The organism is Streptacidiphilus sp. MAP5-3, from assembly GCF_041262505.1.
In the GTDB taxonomy this organism is placed as follows: domain Bacteria; phylum Actinomycetota; class Actinomycetes; order Streptomycetales; family Streptomycetaceae; genus Streptacidiphilus.
This window is the reverse complement of sequence record NZ_JBGCCL010000010.1, coordinates 99,640-119,650: the sequence shown is the minus strand read 5'-3', so window position 1 is coordinate 119,650 and position 20,011 is coordinate 99,640. Positions and strand designations below refer to the sequence as shown.

Sequence of the window (20,011 nt, the reverse complement as noted above, 5' to 3'; positions counted from 1 at the left end):
GTGCCCTGCCTCGTGTGCCCTGCCCGTCGCCTACCCGCCGCAGCCGCACTGGGCGACGGCGGAGGCGAGGCGGTCGAGGCCGTCGCGGGCAGTGGTGGCGTCGCCACCCGCGTGGGACATGAACGCGAAGGCGAGCAGCCGTCCGCTGCGGTCGACCACCAGCCCGGCCAGGGTGTTGACGGTGGTGAGCGAGCCGGTCTTGGCCCGGACCACGCCGAGTCCCGCCTCGGTGCCGTCGCCGCCGTAGCGGTTGTCGAGCGTGCCGGTGAACCCGGCCACCGGCAGGCCGGTGACGATGGAGCGGAGCTCCGGGTGCGCGGGCGAGGCGTCGAGGACGAGCAGCTGCGTCAGCACCCGTGCCGGGACCGCGTCCTGGTCGCTGAGACCGCTGGCGTCGAAGAGCCGGGCCGAGCCCCAGGTCACGCCCAGACGGGTGAGCGTCGACATCACCGCGGTGACGGCGCCCGAAAAGGTGACCGGCTGGTGGGCGGCGACGGCGCAGGCGTGGCCGAGCGACTCGGCGATGTCGTTGTCGCTGTTGGTCAGCATCTGCTCGACGACGTCGCTGAGCGGCGCGCTCTGCACCTGCGCCAGGGTCGCCGCACCGGCCGGGGCCGTGCCCTCGGTCGGGGCCGGGTCGGCCTGGACCCCGTCGGCGGCCAGCGCCGCGGCGAACTGGGCGGCGGCGTGCGCGGCCGGGTCCGACCAGCGCGGGGCGTTCTCGGTGCTGGTCGGGTCGATCCGGCCCTCGTCCGCGGTCAGCGCCTGGACCAGCGCGATGTTGTCGTTGACCCCGATCGGGTGCAGCGCGGGCCCGCCGAAGAGCGAGATGTCGTAGTGCAGCGCGATCGGGGCGCTCGCCGCTGCCTTGGAGCCAGGGTTCTGCGCGTGGGCAGGCTGCTCCGCCCGCAGCGCGGTCGCGGTGGCGGCGGCCAGGGCGGTGAGACTGTCCGGGCCGCTGCTCGCGCTGAGCGTCGCGTCACCGCCACCGACCAGCACCAGGCCGGTGCGGGCGTTGCCGACGACGCGGGTGGTGAAGGTGTGGTCGGGACCGAGCAGGGTCAACGCGGCGGTGGCCGTGGCGAGCTTGTTGGTCGAGGCGGGCGTCTGCGGCTGGTCGGCATCGGAGCTGTAGAGCGTCCGGCCGTCGGCGACGTCGACCACGTCCGCGGTGACGGTGCCGAGCGTGGGGTCCGCCAGCGGTCCGCCGAGGGCGCTGCTCAGTCCGCTCTGCGTCGGCAGTCCGGCGGTGCCGACCGTGGCGCCCACCGGGGCCAGCACGGCGGCGGCCTGCTGCCAGGACGGCCCGGCGGGCTTCGGCACGCCGTGAGCGCCGCCTGAGGCACCGCCTGTGGCACCGCCGAGCGCCTGCTCGCTGACGCGCTGGCCGCCCGCCCACGGGCCGGTCACGGTGATCAGCACGAGCGCGAGCACCAGGCCGGTCCCGCCCGCGATGCCGGCCACCTGCCGGGTCGGTGCGTACGCGTATCGGCGCCCGATCCGCGTCGCGTGCGGCAGCAGCGGGCGCAGCCGCGTCCCGAGGGTCCGCGCGGTCGTCACCGCCTGCGCTCTGGTCCGCACGGTCACCCGTGCCGCCTGCTCCTTCGTCCGCTCTCTCGTCCGGGCCCATGCCCGAGCCGTCGTCGCAGCCCGTGCCACCCACACGGCCTGCGCCGTTGCCCGCCAGCTCCCCATCCGGCCCTTCCCCATTCCTGAGCACTCCACGCCGTAGGAGACACTATTGGCTGCACCCACTGATATTGGAGGAGAGCCTTGGAGTTCGACGTCACGATCGAGATCCCGAAGGGTTCGCGGAACAAGTACGAGGTGGACCACGAGAGTGGCCGCATCTACCTCGACCGCATGCTCTTCACCTCGACCCGCTACCCGGCCGACTACGGCTTCGTCGACGGGACCCTCGGCGAGGACGGCGACCCGCTCGACGCGCTCGTCATCCTCGAGGAGCCCACCTTCCCGGGCTGCGTCATCAAGTGCCGCGCCATCGGGATGTTCCACATGACCGACGAGGCAGGCGGCGACGACAAGCTGCTCTGCGTCCCGGCCTCGGACCCGCGCTGGGAGCACCTGCGCGACATCCACCACGTTTCCGAGTTCGACCGCCTGGAGATCCAGCACTTCTTCGAGGTCTACAAGGACCTGGAGCCGGGCAAGTCGGTCGAGGGTGCGCACTGGGTCGGCCGCGCCGAGGCGGAGGAGGAGATCACCAACTCCGTCAAGCGCCTCGCCGAGTCCGGCAAGAGCCACCACTGACCGGCGCCTTCGGGCACGACCGGCGCCGCCGTCCCTCCGCACCGGACGGCGGCAGCACCTGAGCCCAGCGGACCCGCGTCCGCTGGGCTCAGGCATGCCCTGGGGCTACGTCGAGGCTAGGTTGGGGCTCATGGCTGAGATCCATCGCACGACCCTGACTCCCGGCAAGCTCGAACTGCTCACCGCGCGGCTGTCGCAGCAGAGTTGGTACCTCGGGGGCGGCGGTGACGGAGATGCCGGTGCCGTGACGCCGGAGCTGTCCAGGGCGGGCGGATTCCGGCTGGACGACCCGGAGGGCGAGGTCGGGATCGAGTTCGCGGTCGTGCGCGACAGCGCAGGGCCGGAGCCGGTGGCCTACCTCGTGCCGATGGCCTACCGCAGCGCCCCGCTGGAAGGGGCCCCGGCCGAGGCCCTGATCGGGACGGCCGAGCACGGCGCACTCGGCACCCGGTACCTCTACGACGGCGAGCAGGACCCGGTGGTGACCGCCCAGCTGCGCGCCCTGCTGCGCGGCGAGGTGGTGCCGCAGGCGCAGAGCGAGAGCGACACCGTCGACCCGACGGTCACGGTGCACGGCACCGGTTCTGTCGACGGCGTTCCCGTCGAGCTCAGCCGCGTCCTGCACCCCGCCGGGCCCGACGACGAGCCCCGCCGCCACGTCGCCGCCGGGTGGACGCTGGCGGACGACACGACCGTACGCGGCGTCTTCGCCCGCGCCCTGGAGGGGTAGCTCCAGGACGTCCCGGCGAGACCCGGTCCTGGAAACAGGCCCTAACGCGGGGGGACCGGGTTGTCGTAGATGTTGTCCGGGGTCACGATCTCGGTGATCGCTCGGGCGAGAAGGGTGGACGGCTCCTGGCCCCCGGAGCTGATGTCCGTGTTGATCAGAAGCACCATCGTCGCCTTCTGCGAAGGCAGGTAGACGGTCACGCTCTCGTAGCCGGGCGTGGAACCGTTGTGCCCGATCCATCCGCTGGTCTCGAAGATGCCGAGGCCGTAGCTCGTGCCAGGGAAGCCGGTCGGAAGCACCTTGAGCCGCTCCGCCTGGGTCTGCGGGCTGAGCAGCTTTCCGGTGGCGACGATCTCGGCCCAGCGACGCAGGTCCTGGAAGTCGGAGATCATCGCCCCGGCCGCCCACGCCCAACTGGAGTTCCAGTGGGTCGTGTCCGCGACTTTGCCGCTCAACGTCTGGTCGGTGTAGCCGTGCGCGTGCGGGTCGGGGATCTCAGCGCCCCGGGGGAACAACGTGCGGTGCAGGCGGGCCGGGCGCAGCACCCGCCGGTGGATGAAGTCGGCCAGGCCCAGCCCGCTGACCTTCTCGACCACCAGACCGAGCAGGATGAGGTTGGTGTTGGAGTACTGGAACGTCTCGCCCGGCCGGAAGGTGTTCTTGTGCCTGAAGCCGTACCCGAGCAGCTCCCACGGAGTGAACGAGCGACCCGGGTCACTCAACAGCGCATGCGTGAAATCCGCGTCCGCGGTGTACGGGAACAGGCCGCTGCGCATCTCGGCGAGCTGACGCAGCGTGATCCGGTCACCGCACGGGACGCCGTGGATGTGGGCGCAGATCGGGTCGTCGAGCCGGATCCTGCCCTCGTCGACGAGCTCGAGCAGCGCGGTGACCGTGAAGGTCTTGGTCTCGCTGCCGATCCGCATGAACAGGTCGGTGGCCATCGGTGTGCCGGTGGCGGTGTCGGAGACACCGGTCGCGCGGGTGTAGCTTCCCCTGCCCGGCAACCACACGCCCGCGATGACGCCGGGAATCGCGGCCTGCTTGCGGACGCCCTCGATGGCCGCGTCCAGCCGAGCGGTCAGCTCCGGGCCGAGACCGCCGGGCGGGCAGTCGTCCCCGCTCTGCGGCGCCCTGCTCCTGGCGTGAGCCGCCGCGGTGGAACTCGTCGCCATCGGGGCCAGCACCGCCGCCGCGAGGAGCGCCGCGGTGAATCCACGGCGGGAGGGGGTACTTTGCATGTCGGACGCCTCTTCCGGGTCAGGGGCTCAGGTGACCACGTCACCACCCGGACCCCGGCCGACGGCCCCCGCCCGGTATGCGTCCCACCGAGTCCACCCGTTTGGAGCCGCGCGGGCATCCGCGTGCAACGGACGACCGGTCCACGAAACGAAGCAACTCAGGGGCGGGCGTAGAAGTTCGGGGTGCCCATGATCCAGAGCGAGGCGGTCTTCACCACGGTGCCGGTGCGCGGGGCCTCGATGATGGTGTCCGCGCCCGTGTAGAGGGCGACGTGGTAGATGCCGTCCGGCTGGCCGTCGTGGGACCAGAACACCAGGTCGCCCGGTCGGAGCTGGCGGTAGGTCAGCGGGTGCGACTGGGCGTACTGGTCGGCCGCGTAGTGCGGCAGCGCGACGCCCGCGCGCTGCCAGGCGCGCATGGTCAGGCCGGAGCAGTCGTAGCCGGTCGGGCCCGCGCCGCCCCAGACGTACGGGGTGCCGAGCTGGGCGCGGGCAAAGGCGAGGACGCTGTCCGTCGACAGGACCGACAGCGGAGGTGGCGTCGGGGTGGGTGCCGCCGCCAGGGCGGTCAGGCGGGCGGCCTCGGCGGCGAGGGCGGCGGCGTGTTCCTGGGTCAGCTGCAGCGCGGTGCGCTGGGCGTCGGAGAGCTGGGAGAGCAGGGCGGTCTGCTGCGCGTCGAGGGAGGTGACCTGGGCCTGCTGGTCGCTCAGCTCCGTCTGCGCCTGCTTCTGGGCGGCCTCGACCTTGGCGGCCGCTGCGGCGGCGCGGGCGTCGGCCTGCTGCGCGGCCACCGAGGCGAGGACCGCGCGGGACGCGGTGGCGGACGCCTGGTTCAGCGCGTTCCGCGCCTGGTCGGACGCGCCGGACGCGGCCTGTTCCGCCAGCGACGCCGCCACCGGGTTCCGCGCGGCGATCAGTCCCGCCAGCCCCGCGAGCTGCGGCGGCCCGCCGTCCCGGTACTCCTGCGCGGCAAGCGCGCCCACCTTGCCCCACGCGGCGGTCCGCGCCGCGTCCGCGCGGACGGCGATGGCCGCGGCGGCGGCAGCGGCAGCGGCGGTCTTGGCCCGGGCGGCGACGGCGCCGTTGTAGGCCTCCACCGCGGACTCGACCTGCACGTTCACCGCGGCCTCGGCGGCCTGCGCGCTCTGCAGCTGCGCCGCGACGGCGGCGACCTGCGCCTGCAGCGCGGCAGCGGCGTCCTGCGCGCTCTGCAGCGCGGGAGCGCCGGGCCCCTGCGGGGGCGCGGGCGGGGCCGTGGCGAGGAGTGCCGGCAGTGAGAGCACCACGGCGGCGGCGAGGATCACCGCTCTGTGGCGCGCGGGGCGACGGGGCTTCACAGGACGATTCTGGCTGACCGTCAGATTAGGACGCGCGGCGAGCGGGCCAGATGAGTGACGGAGCATCAGACTGCGCGCGAGACACCGCCGGCGTGCGGATGGCCCTGCGCGTTCGGCCTGCCAGGTGGGAGGGTGGCTTGCCGCGCTCACGCGGCGGAGCCGCAGATCAGCAGAGCTCCGCGCCCCTGGGTAGTGCAACCTCCCCTCGTCGAGACCAAACCGTCAGAGACGCTTGCTGCGCCCCGCCGCGATCGCGCGGCGGCGCGCGGCGGCGGCTCGGCGACGGGCCGACTCGGCGGAGGCGGGTGGGGCGGTGGAGGGGGCGTGCTTGGCTGCGAGCCTGTTCAGGCGAGCCAGGCGGCGGACGCGGGCCTGGTCCAAGGGCGCGTACACGGCGTGTTCGAGGCGGGCGGTGACGCGCTGGGCCATGCGTTCGGCGAAGAGGTGGGCGCGGGTGGGTTCCACGCCCGGAGGCGTCGGCTTGCCGGCGATGAGGTCGAAGAACCGCTGGCGGGCCGCGTCGCCGCGGCGGTGCCAGCGGGCCTCGCGACGGCGTGCGCGGGCGAACTTGCGCGGGCGGTGGGCGTACCGCCATCGCGCCCACGGGCTGCGCGGGCGGGCGAGCCGCACCGCGGCGATCCAGGAGAGGCCCGGGACCATGATCCCCAGCATCCCGCTCCAGAACTTGCCCTTGAACAGCGCGACGACCGTGAAGCACGCGTTGACGGAGATGATCACGATGAGGCCCCACCGCACCGGCGTCCCCGGCGTCACGCCGAGCGGGAGGTAGCCGAGGAGCAGCAGCCCGGTGAAGAGGATCCCGATGATCACCGCGTCGACGGACTTGCGGCCCTGTTCGCTCCAGTAGACGTCCTCCAGGTGCAGCAGCAGGGCGAACTCGTCCAGGACCAGGCCGCAGCCCATGCCGAAGAACAGGCCGGCGCCGTCGATCCACGGATGGCTGCCGTCCGTGGCGAACACCGTGAACCCGGCGCCCAGTAGGAAGAAGATGCCGAAGACCACGTGGTGGATGTGCAGCCCGCCCGGCGTCACGTTGCCGGGCCACCACTTCACACCGCGCCGGATCATCCGGACGCTGAACCGGATGAACAGGAACGACCCGATGAACCCGACCAGCAGCAGGAAGAGCGGCTGCTTGCCGGGGTCCTGGATGTGGTGGGCGTAGAAGTCCCAGAACGGCCGGCGCAGGTGCATGTGGTGCAGCAGCGGCGGATTCAGGAACTGCGGATGCATGAGCGGGGGATGCATGAGCGGTGGATGCAGGAGCGGTGGGCGCATCAGAAGCCTCGCGTACGCTTCGCCGCGCCACGGGCCGGCCTCGGGCCCTCGCCCTGAGGCACCTTCAGGAAGAGGCGCGCCATCTCGCCACCGAGGTTCACCCCGACCGCCAGCGCCAACGCCACCGCCGCCGCGCGGATCACCGAGAGCAGGCCGGGGATCGGCTCGTTCTGGGTGAAGGAGAGCAGGCCGATGTAGATGAGCGAACCCGGTAGCAGCGGCCCGAGCGCCGCCGTCACATACGGGAGCGAGGACGCGTAGCGGTAGCGCGAGGCCATCTGGCCGAAGAGGCCGATCAGCATCGCCGCAGCGGCGGTGGCCACGATCGCGGAGACGCCCGCCTCGCGCAGCACGCCGTAGGTGGTCCAACCGACGCCCCCGAGGAGGGTGACGACCGGCAGTACCTGACGGGACGTCTGCAGCAGGACGGCGAAGAACAGCGTCAGCACCATCGCCGCCGGGAGCTGGATCAGCGGCGCGGCCCCCAGCGCGAGGGTCTGCTCGGGGTGCAGCCGGGCGCCGAAACTGACACCGACGTAGAGGACCAGGGTCACCCCGAGCACGATGCCGACGACCAGGTAGAGGACCTCCAGCAGTCGGGCGGCAGCGGTGATGTAGAAGCCGGTCAGCCCGTCGGCGACGGCTGCGACCAGCGCACGGCCGGGCAGCAGGGCGTACAGGCCACCGGTGATCACCACCGAGCCGCGCAGCTCGGAGCCGATCAGGGTGAGCCCGACACCGAGCGCGGCGGCGGGGGTGGCCGCGACGACGAACTGGTAGAACTCCGGCAGCCCGCGCGTGGAGATCAGCCAGGCGAGGCGGTCGCCGAGCACGGAGGCGGCGAAGGCGCAGATCAGCACCAGCCAGGCCTGCCCGTCGATCTTGCCGCCGACCAGCAGGGTGGCCGCTCCGGCCAGGCCGCCGGTGGCCAGGGAGAGCACCCAGGTCGGGTAGGGGTGCCGGTTGCGGCGGATCTCGGCGAGACGGCCGTAGGCCTCCTCGACGCCGACGTGCTCGGCCGTTATGTCGGCGACCAGCCGGTAGACCGCCGCCAGTCGGGTGTAGTCGGAGCCTCGTCGGCGCACCACCCGGGTGGAGGTGACCGGCGGCGCCATCAGCGACGGCTGGTAGGTGATCGCGATCAGGGTGAAGGTGACCTGCGGCTCGCAGCGGTCCAGGCCGAGCGCGTGCGAAACGCCGAGCATGGCGGCCTCGACGTCCTCGGCGGCCTCGCCGCTGGCCAGCAGCAGCTCGCCGATACGCAGCGTCAGGTCGAGGACGCGGGCGACCTTGGGCGGGCTCGGCTCGTTGCCGCGCTCCTCGGACTCGGTGCGCTCGAAGGCGGGCCGTTCGGACATCGGCGTGCGCAGCAGCGTCCGCATCCGGTCCGGCCAGGGGGCGGAGCCGGGCGCACCCTTGCGCAGCGAGACGATCGGTATGCCGGCGGTCGGGGTGTAGCCGAAGTGCGCCCAGTCGCTGTCGGGCTCCATGGTCTCCGTGGACACCTCGGAGGACGGCTCCAGGGAGGCGGGCGTGGTGCCGACCAGCTCGGCGTGGCCGAGCAGACCCGGAGTGACCGTCAGCTCGTCGCCCGGCTTCTCGTCCGGCTCCGAATCCGACGGCTCGCCCGGCTTGGCGCCCGGCTTCGCGTCCGACGGCTCGTCCAGCTTCTCGTCCGGCTTCTGGTCCGGCTCTTCGCCCGGCTTGCTGCTCGGCTGTTCACGCCCCGCCTCGGACTGCTCCGGCTCCTGGTCCGGACGTCCTGGCTGCCTGCCCTTGGGCACCTGCCGCTCCCCTCATGTATCCGGCTCCAACCTTGCCTGATCACGAGGGCTGACGCACACTTGCCCACCATCGTGACAGAACGGACACCTGGGCCGGAACGGGTTCACGTCGCGAGCAGGCCGCGTCCCAGCCAGTCGGAGTCGTCCCGAACGCCCGGGAGCGCGAAGAAGTAGCCGCCGCCCGTGGGCGAGATGTAGTCGACCAGCGGCTCGTCGATCAGCCGCGTCTGGGTCGCCTCGAACTGGCGGACGACGTCCTGCTGGTAGCAGCAGAAGGCCAGGCCCATGTCCAGGTCTCCGACGGCGTCGATGCCACGGTCGTAGTTGAAGCCGCGACGCAGGATCCGGGAGTCGTCGGTCCTCGGGGTGCGCGGGTTGGCCAGCCGGATGTGGGCGTCCAGCGGGATGGCGTTGCCCTGCGGGTCCTTGGCGTAGTCGGGGACGTCCGTCTCGTTCGCGCCGTCCAGCGGGGCGCCGGTGTCCTTGCGGCGGCCGAACATCAGCTCCTGTTCGGTGAGGGAGACCCGGTCCCAGAACTCGACCAGCATCCGGATGATCCGGATCACCTGGTAGCTGCCGCCGGTCGCCCAGGCGGGCTCGCCCGAGCCGGGCTGCACCCAGACCAGCCGGTCCATCTCCCGGCCGGAGCCGACGTCCGGGTTGGCGATGCCGTCCTTGAAGCCGAGCAGGTTGCGCTGGGTCCCGGTCGGACGCGGCAGGCTCTGGAAGCCGTCGATGCGCCACTTGACCTGCATCAGGCCACGGGTGTGCTTGGCGATGTCGCGCATGGCGTGCAGCACGGTGTCCTGGCGGGAGGCGCAGATCTGCAGGCTGAGGTCGCCGTGGCACTCGGCCGGGTTCAGGTTGTCGTTGGGAAAGGTCCGCATCGGGGTGAGCTTGGCGGGCTTCTGCTTCGCCAGGCCGAAGCGGGCGTCGAAGAGCGACGCCCCGACGCCGACGGTCACCGTCAGGTCGTCGGCGGGGACGACCGGGCCGAGGATGCCGTTGTCGGAGGGCGGCGCGCCGACGCCCAGGTCCGGCGGGTTGCCGCCGGAGGTGAGGAAGCGGATCCGGTCGGTCAGCGTGTGGAAGAGCTGTTCCAGGCCCTTGCGGTCCTGGGCGATGACGGTCATCGACAGGAAGGCGGCGAAGGCGGGCGCGGGGGTGGTGATCCCGGCCTGCTGCGGCCCGTGGAACGCGACGCTGCCGGTACTGAACGCGCCGTCGCCGGTGGACGCGCTGTCCGCCTGCGCGGACGTCGCGGTGGCGCCGGTCAGCGTCAGCGCGCCTCCGGCGAGGGCCGCACCGGCCGCACCCGCGCCGAGCGCGGACTTCACGAAGGTGCGCCGGGAGGAGCCGAAGCCGAACGGGCAGGAGCCGGCGGGGACGTCGGACGGGGTACCGGTGGCGTGGTCGGTCATCAGGCGGACTTCCGGATCTCAAGCAGGTCGGGGATGGGCGAGAGGTCTTCCAGCAGCTGGCCGAGCGCGCCGTTGAGGGTGGCGCGCAGCGTCGGGTCGAGCTGCTCGACCGGGGTCCAGCTGCCGTCCGCCTGCCGGGCCTGCTGCAGCAGAGCGCCGAAGCGGGTGATGTCGGCGTCGACGGTGCCGAGCAACTGCGGGCTGCGGGCGCTGATCAGCGGGCGGAGCAGGGTGAGCAGCTCCTTGGTCCCGGCCAGGTTCGCCTGCGCGGTGGCCAGGTTGGTGCCGCTGCCCTCGTCGGTGTCACCGGTGAGCTCGAACTGGAGGGTGTTCTCCAGGATCTCGTGGGTGCGCAGCGGCAGGTCGGACGGGTCGAAGTCCTGCGCCGGGAAGGCCTTGCGCAGCCCGGTCACGTCGGTGGCCAACTCGTCGGCGACGGGCGCGAGCTGAGCGGCGGACTGGCCGTGCCAGAGGCCGTACTCCAGGCGGTGGAAGCCGTGGAAGTCCGGGTCGGCAACGCCCAGCGGCAGCCCGTCGGCGCGGCCGTTGATGCGCTTGTCGAAGTCCTCGAAGGTGCCGTAGGCGGCGCCGAGGGAGGAGTACTGGACGTGCGCGGTCAGCCAGTCCTGCCTGGCGGCGGCGAGGTCGCCCGCGTGCACGTCGGCGGCCAGCTTGGCGGTCTGGCCCTGCAGCGTGGCCAGGCCCGCGTCGACGTACTGCTTGTAGGCGGCGAGCGGCGCCGCCAGGTCCTGCTCGGAGACGGGCAGCACGGCCGCGACGGCGGCTCCGCCGGAGACGGTGACGGCGGCGGAGGTGACCGCCTGACCCCCCGTCGGCACGCAGCGCCAGGCGTAGCTGCCGGAGCCGATGGTGGCGACCAGGGCGCGGGTGGTTCCCGGGGACGGCGACCACCGCGCCGGCGGCGACGGCTGGTACGGCGACCGCGGCGACGGGCACGAGCCACTTCCGTCGGCGTGGGGAGGCGGGCTCCGGAGCGGCGGCGGGCGCGGACTGCGGCTCGGGAGCGGGAGCGGGCTTGGGAGCGGGCGCGGCGGCGGGCTTGGGAGCGGGTGCGGGCGTACGGACACCGCGCAGAAAGAGCGTCAGAACCACGGCCAGGTAGGCCACATACGCGGCGACCTGGAGCCAGGTCATCTGCGTGGTCAGGTTGAGGATGCCCTGGACCAGCGTCGCGTACCAGGAGTTGGCGTCGATACTGCCGCTCAGGTCGACCGCGAAGCTGCTGCCGCCGGGGAGGACGCCGCCCTCCTGCAGGTCGCGCAGACCGTAGGCGAGGACGCCTGCGGCGATGACGATGAGCCCGAGCCCGGTCCAGGTGAAGAACCGGGTCAGGTTGATCCGGAGCACCCGCCGGTACAGGCCCCAGCAGAGCGCGGTGGCCAACAGCAGGCCGATCGCGGCGCCGATCAGCGGGCCGGTGGACTCCCCCGCCGTCTGCGCGGTGGTCCAGATGAAGAGTGCGGTCTCCAGTCCCTCGCGTCCGACCGCAAGGAAGCTGGTGACCACCAGCATCCCCGACCCCATCGCCAGTGCCGCGCTGACCTTCTCCTTGAGCTCGCTGGAGAGGTTGCGCGCGTTCTTGCGCATCCAGAAGACCATCGCCGTCACGAAGGCGACGGCGATGACGCTGAGACAGCCGCCGAACGCCTCCTGCGCCGTGGCCGACAGGTTGGCGGAGGTGAAGGTGAGCACCGCGCCGAAACTGAGGGAGAGTCCGACCGCGGCGGCCACGCCCGTCCAGACCTGCGGAAGCCGACCCTTCTCGCCGCCTCTGACCAGGGTCGCGACGAGGATGGAGACGACCAGACCGGCCTCCAACCCCTCCCGCAACCCGATCAGGAAACTGGGAAACGCGTCGTCCCACATGCGAAGGACCCCTCCAGTACGGCAGCACGGACCGATCGCCTTGCAGCGATTAGGTTAGGCTTACCTTACTGGATGATCGATCGGGCTCCTTCAGGGGTGGGTCGGGACCGGAAAGCGGGAGGCGGGAGCGCCTCAGGCCACGTGGACGTCGGCCGTCGCCGATGTCCGGTCCACGGTGTAGTGGTGGTGACCGACGCCGGCCAGCAGTTGCGCACGGAAGGCGAGCGTGCCGCGCTCCGCCGCCCGGACGGAGGCGTGGTACGCACCCTCCGCACCGCAGCCGACCAGGCGCCAGTGTCCGCCGTTCACCCGCTCGTCCACGCAGAGCCGGACGACGTCGCCGCCGAAGTCGTCCGAGGCGCCGAACGCGGCGAGGTGGATCCGGGCGCCCAGCGCGACGGAGTGCGGCGTACCTCGCAGCTCCACGGAGGACTTGGCGAAGGCCGGGGCGGCGGTGACGACGGTGGCGACGGCCAGACCGGCGGCGACGAGCGACGAAGCGACAAGCGCCGTGGTGGCGCGACGTGTGGACATGACGGTCCTCGATCTGTCACTGGAGTGGGGGGCTGCGAGCGCCCGCTACGGGCGATGACAGCGTGTCGAGATTCGCAGATCCAGGACCCGTCTTCAACCGGCCGAACGGCGGGGTCGAGGCAGGACGTCAAGCCGCCGTGAGACGGAACACCGGACGGGCCGAACCGTCGCTCGACGAGGCGAACTCCAGTCGGACCGGGGCCCCTTGCCAGATCCGGTGCGCGGGCGCGGGGGCCAGCTCGGCACGGATCCGGAACCCCTCGTCCAGCTCGACGACGGCGCTGCTGCCCAGGGCGTGGATCCTGCCCCTGCCGGTGCTCAGCTCCCAGTCCAGGTCGGCGCCGCCGCAGCTGGTGCAGAGCACGCTGAAGCCCGGGAGAGAGGTGGCACACCAACGGCACCGCAGGTAGCGCAGCTCGCCATGGGCGAGGCCGTCGTGGAACATCGCGCTGGGATCCGCCTTCATCGGTTGCCTCCTCCAACCTTCACGAACGATCGTTAAGTTAGGACGCGGATCACGCCGCTGTCCAGTGGGAGGACAGCCGAATTCTGCGTAGAATCACCGAACGATCGCTCAGTCACACGGGTCGAAGCTCGCCACACGAAGGACGGTTCCGATGCGCCCTGCCGGTCAGACCGCGCTGCTGGAGGCCGCCCGCCAGGAGTTCGCCGAGCGGGGCTTCGGCAGCGCCTCGATCAGGGACATCGCCCAGCGGGCCGGAATGAGCCTGTCAGCGATGTATCACTACTACTCCGGCAAGCAGGAGTTGCTGCACGCCCTGCTGGACGAGGGCATGGACCGCTACGTCGCCGCGGTCGCCGACGCGCTCGGCCGGGTCAGCGAATCCCCTGCGGACCGGCTCAGCGCGGTGGTCGCGGCGACGACCCGCTTTCGCGGCGAGCATGCCGCGCGGAGCAACATCCTGCTCCTGGAGGAGCGCAGCCTGGACGGCGACCGCTTGGAGCGATACGCCCGCAGGCAGGCGGAGGCCACGAACTTCTTCCGCGACCCGATCGACGCGGGCGTGGCGTCGGGCGAGTTCCTCACGCCGTACCCGGACGAGGCCCGCCGAGCGGTCATCGCGATGTGCAACGCGGTGGCCCAGTGGTACCGCGAGGACGGTCCGCTGAGCCTGGACGCCTTGATCGACCGGCACGTTGAGCTGGCGCTCACCCTGGTCGACTACCGCCCGCAACGGAACTGGTCCGCACGCCGGTAGTCGCACCACGTAAGGGGCGCGGGGAACTGCGCGAGCACCGGCTCAGCCCGTCACGCCCACGCGGCGGAGTCGCAAATCAACACAGCCCCGCGCCCCTGATAGTGCAACTACCTGCGCGAGCACCGGCTCAGCCCGTCACGCCCACGCGGCGAAGCCGCAAATCAACACAGCCCCGCGCCCCTGACAGTGCAACTACCGCACTGCGAACAGTCGGCGTCAGCCGTTCTGCTGCTTCGCGACCTGCTCGCGGACCTCGTCCATGTCGACGGCGCGGGACTTCTCGATGACCTCCTCCAGCGCGGGCGCAGGCAGCGCGCCCGGCTGGGCGAAGATGACCGTGCGGTCGCGGATCACCATCAGCGTCGGGATGGAGCGGATGTCGAACGCCGCGGCCAGCTCCTGCTGCGCCTCCGTGTCGACCTTGGCGAAGACCAGGTCCGAGTGCTTCTCGGACGCCTTGTCGTAGACGGGCGCGAACTGAGTGCACGGGCCGCACCACGACGCCCAGAAATCGACGAGTACGAAGTCGTTCTTGTCGACGATCTCGTTGAAGTTGTCCTTGGTGAGCTCGACCGTGGCCATGTTCCGCACCTCTCTCTTGGTCCGCTTCGATCCGACTCGGTCCGCCGGGTCCAACAGATGCCCTTTCCAGGCTATTCCGTCCCTTCAAGCCCCGGGTCGTCGCGGAGCGTGTCGGCGAGGCCCTTGGGGTCGGTGCCGAGGGTGCGGTAGACGGCCGCCAGCAGTTCCTGGACCCGGTGCGGGGTGATCGACATCGACTCCGCGACCTGGTGCACGTCCTTGCCCCCGGCCGTCAGCCGCGCCGCGTGCAACTGCGGGGCGGTGAGGTCGCGGGAGGGCAGCGGACGCAGCTTGTGCGGGCTGACGCCGGAGGCCTGCAGCTCCCGGCGGGCGCGGTCGACCAGGCTGGTCGCGCCACAGCCACGGGAGATCTCCAGGCCCTGGTCCAGCGCGACGACCGCATCACGCAGCCGTCCGACGCGGCGCAGCGCGGCACCGTAGTCGACCAGTGCCTGGGCGTGCTCGTACGCGGCCGGGGACTGGCCGAGCAGGCCCACGGCCTGCTGCAGCAGGTCCACCTCGTTGCCGGGCTCGGCGACCTGCGCGCAGTGGCGCAGCGCCATTCCCTCCGCCGAGTTGGTCCCGGCCCGGGAGGCGCGCTTGTACGCCTCGGCGGCCAGCGCCCGGGCGCGCTCCGGCTCGGTGTCCTTGATCGCCACGGCGAGGTGGCTGAGCCAGGGCGACCAGACGGTGTTCTGCCAGCCGCGCGCCTCCAGCGAGGCGCCCGCCTTCTCCAGCTCCACCGCCGCCTCCGCGCGGCGGCCCTGGGCCAGCAGCAGCTTGCCGTAGAGGGCGGGTGCGTCCGGCAGCACCGGCGCGGGCGGGAAGTTGGCGGGACGGAACTCGTGCTCGGCGGCCAGGCGGACCGCGTCGGTGATGCGGCCCTGCGCGAGCATGGTGTCCACCAGCACCGCGACGATGTCCCACTGGAGCGGCATTCCCCGGCCAGACCGCTCCGACTTGCGCAGCGTGCTGTGCAGGAACTTCTCCGCATCGACCAGCTTGCCGAGCCGGAACAGCACCAGGGCCTGGAAGAAGTTGGCGAAGCCGAGGTGGCCGCCGCTCCAGCCCATCAGCTCGAACTCGCGTGCGGCGTCGGCGAAGAGGTCGCGGGCGCGGTCCAGCCGGTCGTTGTAGATGTAGGTGACGCCCAGCATCACCGGGATCTCGAAGCCCCAGGTCTGGTTGGTCCAGCCGAGGCCGTCGGCCGGGAGACCGCGCTCCAGGCCGTGTTCGGCGAGGCCCAGGGCCTGGGTCGAGTTCTCGCCGCGCATGGTGAGGTCCCAGGCGCGCAGCACCTGGACCGCGCGCGAGCCGTCGTCGCGGCCGGCGAGGTGCTGTGCGGCCAGCACGTCGAGCTGGCGCGAGGTCTCCTTGCCGTCCACCTCGTTGCGGAGCAGCAACCGCCACATGAAGGACGCCGCCTGCAGCCGGGTCTTGGCCGGGCCGTCGGGCATCCGGGCGATCTCGGCGCCGGTGACCGTGACCGCGTCCTGGACCCGGTTGGTGTGGGTGAACGCCTGCCCCAGCCGCATGGTGGCCTTCTCGCGCAGGCTCTCGTCGAGGCCGGGGACCTCGTTCATGGCGAGCCGCAGCTGGTTGACGGTGTAGCCGGGGTCGATCAGCCGGACGGAGCAGGCGAGTTCGTACCGGATCTCGGCCACCTCCTCGTCCGCCGGGGGCTCGCGCAGCGCGCGCTCCAGGCAGCTGCGGGCGGCCTCGGGCGCGCCCATGGCCAGGTGCTCGTGGGCGGCGGACCGCAGCTGCTCGACCACCTGCGGGTTGTCGTCCGGGTGCAGCTGGATCAGGTGGCGGGAGGCGGCGGCCATGCCCTTGCCCGAGCTGATCACCTCGTCGGCGGCGCGGCCGTGGATGCTGGTGCGCATGGCCGGGAAGGTGATCGACTGGTAGACGGCGGAGGCGACCGTCGGGTGGACGAACTGGTAGTCCCGCCCGTTGCGGGTCAGGATCGACTCGTCGACCAGCTTGGTGACGGCGGTCTCGGCCTGGTTGAGCGGCAGCCCGGACACCCGGGAGATGGTCTCCATCTCGAACGCGGTGTCCAGTACGGCGGCGGCGAAGGCGGCCCGCTGGACGTCGGTGCCCAGCCGCTCCAGGCGCTTGCCGATGGCCGGACCGCTGCCCTGGGCGACGAGGCTGCGCAGCTGGTCGATGTTCTCGTCGATCGCCTCCAGCTTGCCCTCGCGCAGGCGGTCGATCAGGTTGCTGACCTCCAGCGGGTTGCCCTCGGTGATGGTCCAGCAGGTGTGGCAGAACAGGTCGTCGGCGTCCTCGCCGAGCCGGTTGCGGACCATCGCGTCGACCGCGCTGCGGCCGAGCCGCCCGAGCTCTATCAGCTGACCGCGACCGCCCAACTGCCGCAGTTCCTCGCGCAGTCCGTCCTCGACGCCCTCAGGCAGCTCCTCGTTGCGGTAGGCGAGGGCGACCAGCAACGGCAAGGGCGAGATCTGGCCGAGATAGCCGGTCAGCCAACCCAGCGACTCCTTGTCGGCCCAGTGCAGGTCGTCGACGACCATCAGCACCGGCCCGCGGTTGACCGCGAGTTGGGTGACCACCCAGCTCAGCGCCTCGAGCACACCGAAGGCGTCGGCGGGCTGGTCGCCCGGCCGCGGTGGGACCAGGCCGAGAGCGGGCGCGGCGATGTCGTACCAGCCGCCGAAGATCTCACGGCGCTTGGCCTCGGTCATCTTGGCCAGCGCGGGCTGGAGCAGGTTCCGGGCGACGTGGAAGGCCGCGTCCTTCTGCTGCTCACCGGCGCGGGCGTGGAGCAGCAGGATGTCCTTGCGGCCGTCCGGACCGACGGCGTTGGCAGCGTTGCGCAGCCGGTGCAGCAGGCTGGTCTTGCCGAACCCCGCGCGGCCCCGGTAGAGCAGCAGGCCACCGGGGTTGGTGTCGCCCGCAGCGACGTCGGCGCGGAGCGCCGTCAGGGCGGCCTCGCCCTGCCCGATCGGATCCTCACGCTCGTAGAGCTGACGCTCTTCCACGACCTGCTCCGCTCTTGCCGGCTGGCGGCTGTCGTCCCCGTGCTCGTCCGTCGGCCCGCCGATGGGTGATCTGCGGGCGGTCGGCCTACGTCCTGCTGCGGCCTGACGTCCTGTTATCCGGTTCGAGCCTAACCAGCCCGGACGGCCCGCGCGGGCGTATCGGCGGATCCTGTCGCTGTGTTCAGGACAGACCACTTCCGCCAACTCTGGTCGATAATTGAGCATATGGCCGACCGATTGCTCAACAAGATTGATCGGTTGAGCTAACGTCGGTCCTGGTTCGTACGGGGGGACCGCCGGACCGGTCGCGGGCTGAAGCAGGCCGGACAGGACGAGGGACGAGGAGGACGAGCCGATGAACACGAGCGCGGGCGAGATCACGATCCCCGGGCAGGTGCGGGTCAACCCGCTGCGCGACGCAGCCGCCGCACACAACCTCGACTGGCTGCGGGCGCACGGCATGCTCCGCGACGCCGAGGCAGAGCGGCACTACGACCGTTGGAACATACCGCAGTTGGCCGCGGTCAGCTTCCCGGACGCCGGGCTCGCGGACCTGTGCCTGGCGGTGGACCAGTGCGCCTTCTACTTCCTCTTCGACGACCAGTTCGACGCCGACCTCGGCATGCTTCCGGCCGAAGTCGCCAGAGTCTGCGCCCCGTTGATCACCACCCTGCACACCGGGCGGTCGCCCGAGAAGCCCTCGCCGGTGGAGTCGGCCTTCGCCGACCTGTGGCGCCGCGAGAGCCAGGGCATGTCGCCGCGTTGGCGCGCCCGTGCGGCGCACCACTGGGAGGGCTACTTCAGCGCGCACCCGAACGAGGCGCTCGGCCGTCGCACGCTCCACACGGACGACTACCCGAGCCGCGCGGCCTACATGGTGCTCCGGCGCGGCGCGTCGGGCGTGGACACGGTCCTCGACATGGTCGAGCGGATCCTCGGGGAGATCCCCGCCACCATCTTCCACAACCCACAGGTGACGCTGATGCGTCAACTCGCCGGGGACGCACCGGCGGTGAACAACGACGTGTACTCCTACCCGAAGGAGGCCCCGCGCGGCGACGTCTACAACCTCGCGGTGATCCTCCAGCACGAGCGCCAGTGCGGCCTGGACGAAGCCTTCGCCCTGGTGCACGGTGACGCCATGCGGATGGTCGACGAGTTCTACCGCCTCAACGAGCTCGTCCCGGGGCTGTGCGTCTCGCTGGGGCTCACCCCGTCGGAGACGGAGGCGACTCTGCGGTACCGCGAGGGTCTCGCCGACTGGATGCGCGGCTACTTCACCTGGGAGGCGAGCACCATCCGCTACCGCCCCGAAGGGGCGCTGCCGTTGGACCAGCCGAACTATCTGGAGGAGCTTCTCTGAGAGGAACGTTGCAACACTCAGGGGCGCGAGCAACCACCCTGTGCGGATGGCCCTGATCGTTCCAGGACTTCCCCCACAGGGTGGTTGCTCGCGCAGTTCCTCGCGCCCCTTAGGTAGTGCAACTGCCCCTTGGCTCAAGCTTCAGCAGGAACCGGCACGGCCCGCTGTTCGCGGCGGGTCGTCAGGTAGATCGCGCAGGCGCAGAGGACGACCGCGATCGTCGCGCACAGGGCCTGGTACGGCACCGTCGTGATCAGCGCCGCGCCGGCGGCTATGCCGACCGACTGGCCGCCGGTGACCAGGAAGTTGTCCGCACCGGAGACGCGGCCCAGCAGCTCCTCGGGGGTGTTGAGCTGCATCGCCGACATCGCGCCCACGATGATCAGCGGGACGCCCGCGCCCAGCAGCAGCCCGCCGGTGACGACGACCCAGTCGAGCCGCACCATCAGCAGCAACGCGCCCCCCGAGACCAGCGCCAGCCCGAGTGCCGCGAGCAGTCCGGGGCTGGTGCGCTGCATCAGTGGTCCGGCCAGGATGCCGCCGGCCAGGCCGGAGATGCCCATCGCGGTGGACAACACGCCCATCCAGGACGGCGCGTGGTGCAGGCCGGTCGTCGCGATCGCGATACCCAGCGTCTCGAAGAAACCGACGACGAAGAGCGCCACCGTCATCACCAGCGTCAGCTGCCGCAATACCGGAGTCCGCATCAGATAGCGGAAGCCCTCCGTCGTCTCGCGCAGCCAGTGGCCCTCGCTCGGCTGCGGACGCTCCTCCTCGACGCGGATGAACGACCAGCACAGGACCGAGGCCGCGAAGGTGGCCGCGTCCAGCGCGGCGACCGCGCCGCCGCCCGCCAGGGAGAGCAGGCCGACGCCGAGCGCCGGGGTGATCAGACGCTGGCCCTGCGTCAGTGCCTGGGTCAGGCCGTTGGCGTTGCCCAGTTGCTCGGACGGGACCAGCTGCGGCAGCAGCGCCGTGGTGGCCGCGCTGGTGATCGAACTGGAGATCCCGTAGAGGAACATCACCACGAAGACCAGCCAGACCTGGTCGGCCCGGTGGACCAGCGCCAGCGAGAGCACGAGCAGGCCGGTCAGCGCGTTGGTGAGGATCAGCAGCGGACGTCTGCGGACCCGGTCGACGAGTATGCCGGTGAGCGGCGAGAGGAGCGTGCCGCAGGTGAGGCAGAGGAAGGTGATACCCGCCGTGGCGGTGGAGCCGGTCAGCTCCTTGACCCAGATCGCGGCGGCCAGCCAGAGCGCGTAGTCGCCGATGGTGCTGAGGGTGTTGCCGAGGAAGAACAGTCGCATCCGTGATGTTGCGAAGAGCTCGCCCATGGC

General features: G+C 71.6%; 16 protein-coding genes and 1 pseudogene. 4 read left to right on the top strand and 13 right to left on the bottom strand.

The features are described from left to right. Nucleotides 1–30: 30 nt before the first annotated feature. Entirely contained in the window at nucleotides 31–1,587 is a 1,557-nt protein-coding gene (gene dacB / locus ABH928_RS17610; protein ID WP_370067344.1) for a D-alanyl-D-alanine carboxypeptidase/D-alanyl-D-alanine-endopeptidase, read from the bottom strand. 186 nt (nucleotides 1,588–1,773) lie between these two features. Between dacB and ABH928_RS17605 the strand changes: the two genes are divergently transcribed. Continuing rightward, nucleotides 1,774–2,271 (top strand): inorganic diphosphatase, encoded by a 498-nt coding sequence (locus ABH928_RS17605; RefSeq protein WP_370067342.1) that lies wholly within the window; start codon nucleotides 1,774–1,776, stop codon nucleotides 2,269–2,271. Between the two features lie 130 nt (nucleotides 2,272–2,401). Then, nucleotides 2,402–3,001, top strand: a complete 600-nt coding sequence (locus ABH928_RS17600; RefSeq protein WP_370067340.1) for a 1,4-alpha-glucan branching protein — start codon at nucleotides 2,402–2,404, stop codon at nucleotides 2,999–3,001. Between the two features lie 41 nt (nucleotides 3,002–3,042). Here the strand turns inward: ABH928_RS17600 and ABH928_RS17595 are convergent, their stop codons facing one another. From ABH928_RS17595 to ABH928_RS17555, 9 genes and pseudogenes are all read right to left on the bottom strand, one after another. Then, on the bottom strand, nucleotides 3,043–4,242 hold the full coding sequence (locus ABH928_RS17595) for a serine hydrolase domain-containing protein (RefSeq protein ID WP_370067338.1): 1,200 nt from the start codon (nucleotides 4,240–4,242) through the stop codon (nucleotides 3,043–3,045). 158 nt (nucleotides 4,243–4,400) lie between these two features. Beyond that, a complete protein-coding gene (locus ABH928_RS17590) occupies nucleotides 4,401–5,579 on the bottom strand; it encodes a C40 family peptidase (protein ID WP_370067336.1) in 1,179 nt (392 codons plus the stop codon). Nucleotides 5,580–5,801: 222 nt separating this feature from the next. Continuing rightward, the gene (locus ABH928_RS17585) at nucleotides 5,802–6,833 is read right to left on the bottom strand and encodes a hypothetical protein (protein WP_370067334.1); all 1,032 of its coding nucleotides are present in this window, start codon (nucleotides 6,831–6,833) and stop codon (nucleotides 5,802–5,804) included. A 44-nt stretch (nucleotides 6,834–6,877) separates the two neighbouring features. Next, a complete protein-coding gene (locus tag ABH928_RS17580) occupies nucleotides 6,878–8,662 on the bottom strand; it encodes a threonine/serine exporter family protein (protein ID WP_370067332.1) in 1,785 nt (594 codons plus the stop codon). Between the two features lie 104 nt (nucleotides 8,663–8,766). After that, on the bottom strand, nucleotides 8,767–10,083 hold the full coding sequence (gene efeB, locus ABH928_RS17575; RefSeq protein ID WP_370067329.1) for an iron uptake transporter deferrochelatase/peroxidase subunit: 1,317 nt from the start codon (nucleotides 10,081–10,083) through the stop codon (nucleotides 8,767–8,769). Beyond that, nucleotides 10,083–10,922 carry an EfeM/EfeO family lipoprotein gene (locus ABH928_RS17570; RefSeq protein WP_370067327.1) on the bottom strand — a complete coding sequence of 280 codons (840 nt, stop codon included), beginning with the start codon at nucleotides 10,920–10,922 and terminating at the stop codon, nucleotides 10,083–10,085. Before ABH928_RS17570 ends, efeB begins: the two co-directional genes overlap by 1 nt. Before the next feature lie 304 nt (nucleotides 10,923–11,226). Further along, nucleotides 11,227–11,970 (bottom strand): annotated as a pseudogene (gene efeU, locus ABH928_RS17565) (iron uptake transporter permease EfeU); the annotation flags it as partial. Between the two features lie 132 nt (nucleotides 11,971–12,102). Continuing rightward, nucleotides 12,103–12,504, bottom strand: coding sequence for a hypothetical protein (locus ABH928_RS17560; RefSeq protein ID WP_370067325.1), 402 nt, complete (start codon nucleotides 12,502–12,504; stop codon nucleotides 12,103–12,105). 127 nt (nucleotides 12,505–12,631) lie between these two features. Beyond that, nucleotides 12,632–12,970, bottom strand: a complete 339-nt coding sequence (locus tag ABH928_RS17555; protein WP_370067323.1) for a Zn-ribbon domain-containing OB-fold protein — start codon at nucleotides 12,968–12,970, stop codon at nucleotides 12,632–12,634. A 151-nt stretch (nucleotides 12,971–13,121) separates the two neighbouring features. On the opposite strand from ABH928_RS17555, the gene ABH928_RS17550 reads away from it, so the two are divergent. Next, on the top strand, nucleotides 13,122–13,724 hold the full coding sequence (locus tag ABH928_RS17550) for a TetR family transcriptional regulator (RefSeq protein ID WP_370067321.1): 603 nt from the start codon (nucleotides 13,122–13,124) through the stop codon (nucleotides 13,722–13,724). Nucleotides 13,725–13,940: 216 nt separating this feature from the next. On the opposite strand, the gene trxA is transcribed toward ABH928_RS17550, so the two are convergent. Beyond that, nucleotides 13,941–14,315, bottom strand: a complete 375-nt coding sequence (trxA, locus tag ABH928_RS17545) for a thioredoxin (RefSeq protein WP_370067319.1) — start codon at nucleotides 14,313–14,315, stop codon at nucleotides 13,941–13,943. A gap of 62 nt (nucleotides 14,316–14,377) precedes the next feature. Then, nucleotides 14,378–17,311 (bottom strand): AAA family ATPase, encoded by a 2,934-nt coding sequence (locus ABH928_RS17540; protein ID WP_370067317.1) that lies wholly within the window; start codon nucleotides 17,309–17,311, stop codon nucleotides 14,378–14,380. A gap of 355 nt (nucleotides 17,312–17,666) precedes the next feature. Here ABH928_RS17540 and ABH928_RS17535 point away from each other — a divergent pair, with 355 nt between their 5' ends. Next, a complete protein-coding gene (locus tag ABH928_RS17535) occupies nucleotides 17,667–18,674 on the top strand; it encodes a terpene cyclase (protein ID WP_370067315.1) in 1,008 nt (335 codons plus the stop codon). A 134-nt stretch (nucleotides 18,675–18,808) separates the two neighbouring features. Here ABH928_RS17535 and ABH928_RS17530 read toward each other — a convergent pair whose 3' ends face one another. Beyond that, entirely contained in the window at nucleotides 18,809–20,008 is a 1,200-nt protein-coding gene (locus ABH928_RS17530) for an MFS transporter (RefSeq protein ID WP_370067313.1), read from the bottom strand. Between the last annotated feature and the right edge of the window lie 3 nt (nucleotides 20,009–20,011).

Excerpts from the sequence above, each read along its gene's own strand:
- ABH928_RS17600 (WP_370067340.1), top strand. The coding sequence starts at position 2,402 with ATGGCTGAGATCCATCGCACGACCCTGACTCCCGGCAAGCTCGAACTG.
- ABH928_RS17595 (WP_370067338.1), bottom strand. The coding sequence starts at position 4,242 with ATGCAAAGTACCCCCTCCCGCCGTGGATTCACCGCGGCGCTCCTCGCG.
- ABH928_RS17585 (WP_370067334.1), bottom strand. The coding sequence starts at position 6,833 with ATGCATCCGCAGTTCCTGAATCCGCCGCTGCTGCACCACATGCACCTG.
- efeB (WP_370067329.1), bottom strand. The coding sequence starts at position 10,083 with ATGACCGACCACGCCACCGGTACCCCGTCCGACGTCCCCGCCGGCTCC.
- ABH928_RS17560 (WP_370067325.1), bottom strand. The coding sequence starts at position 12,504 with ATGTCCACACGTCGCGCCACCACGGCGCTTGTCGCTTCGTCGCTCGTC.
- ABH928_RS17555 (WP_370067323.1), bottom strand. The coding sequence starts at position 12,970 with ATGAAGGCGGATCCCAGCGCGATGTTCCACGACGGCCTCGCCCATGGC.
- ABH928_RS17550 (WP_370067321.1), top strand. The coding sequence starts at position 13,122 with ATGCGCCCTGCCGGTCAGACCGCGCTGCTGGAGGCCGCCCGCCAGGAG.
- ABH928_RS17535 (WP_370067315.1), top strand. The coding sequence starts at position 17,667 with ATGAACACGAGCGCGGGCGAGATCACGATCCCCGGGCAGGTGCGGGTC.
- ABH928_RS17530 (WP_370067313.1), bottom strand. The coding sequence starts at position 20,008 with ATGGGCGAGCTCTTCGCAACATCACGGATGCGACTGTTCTTCCTCGGC.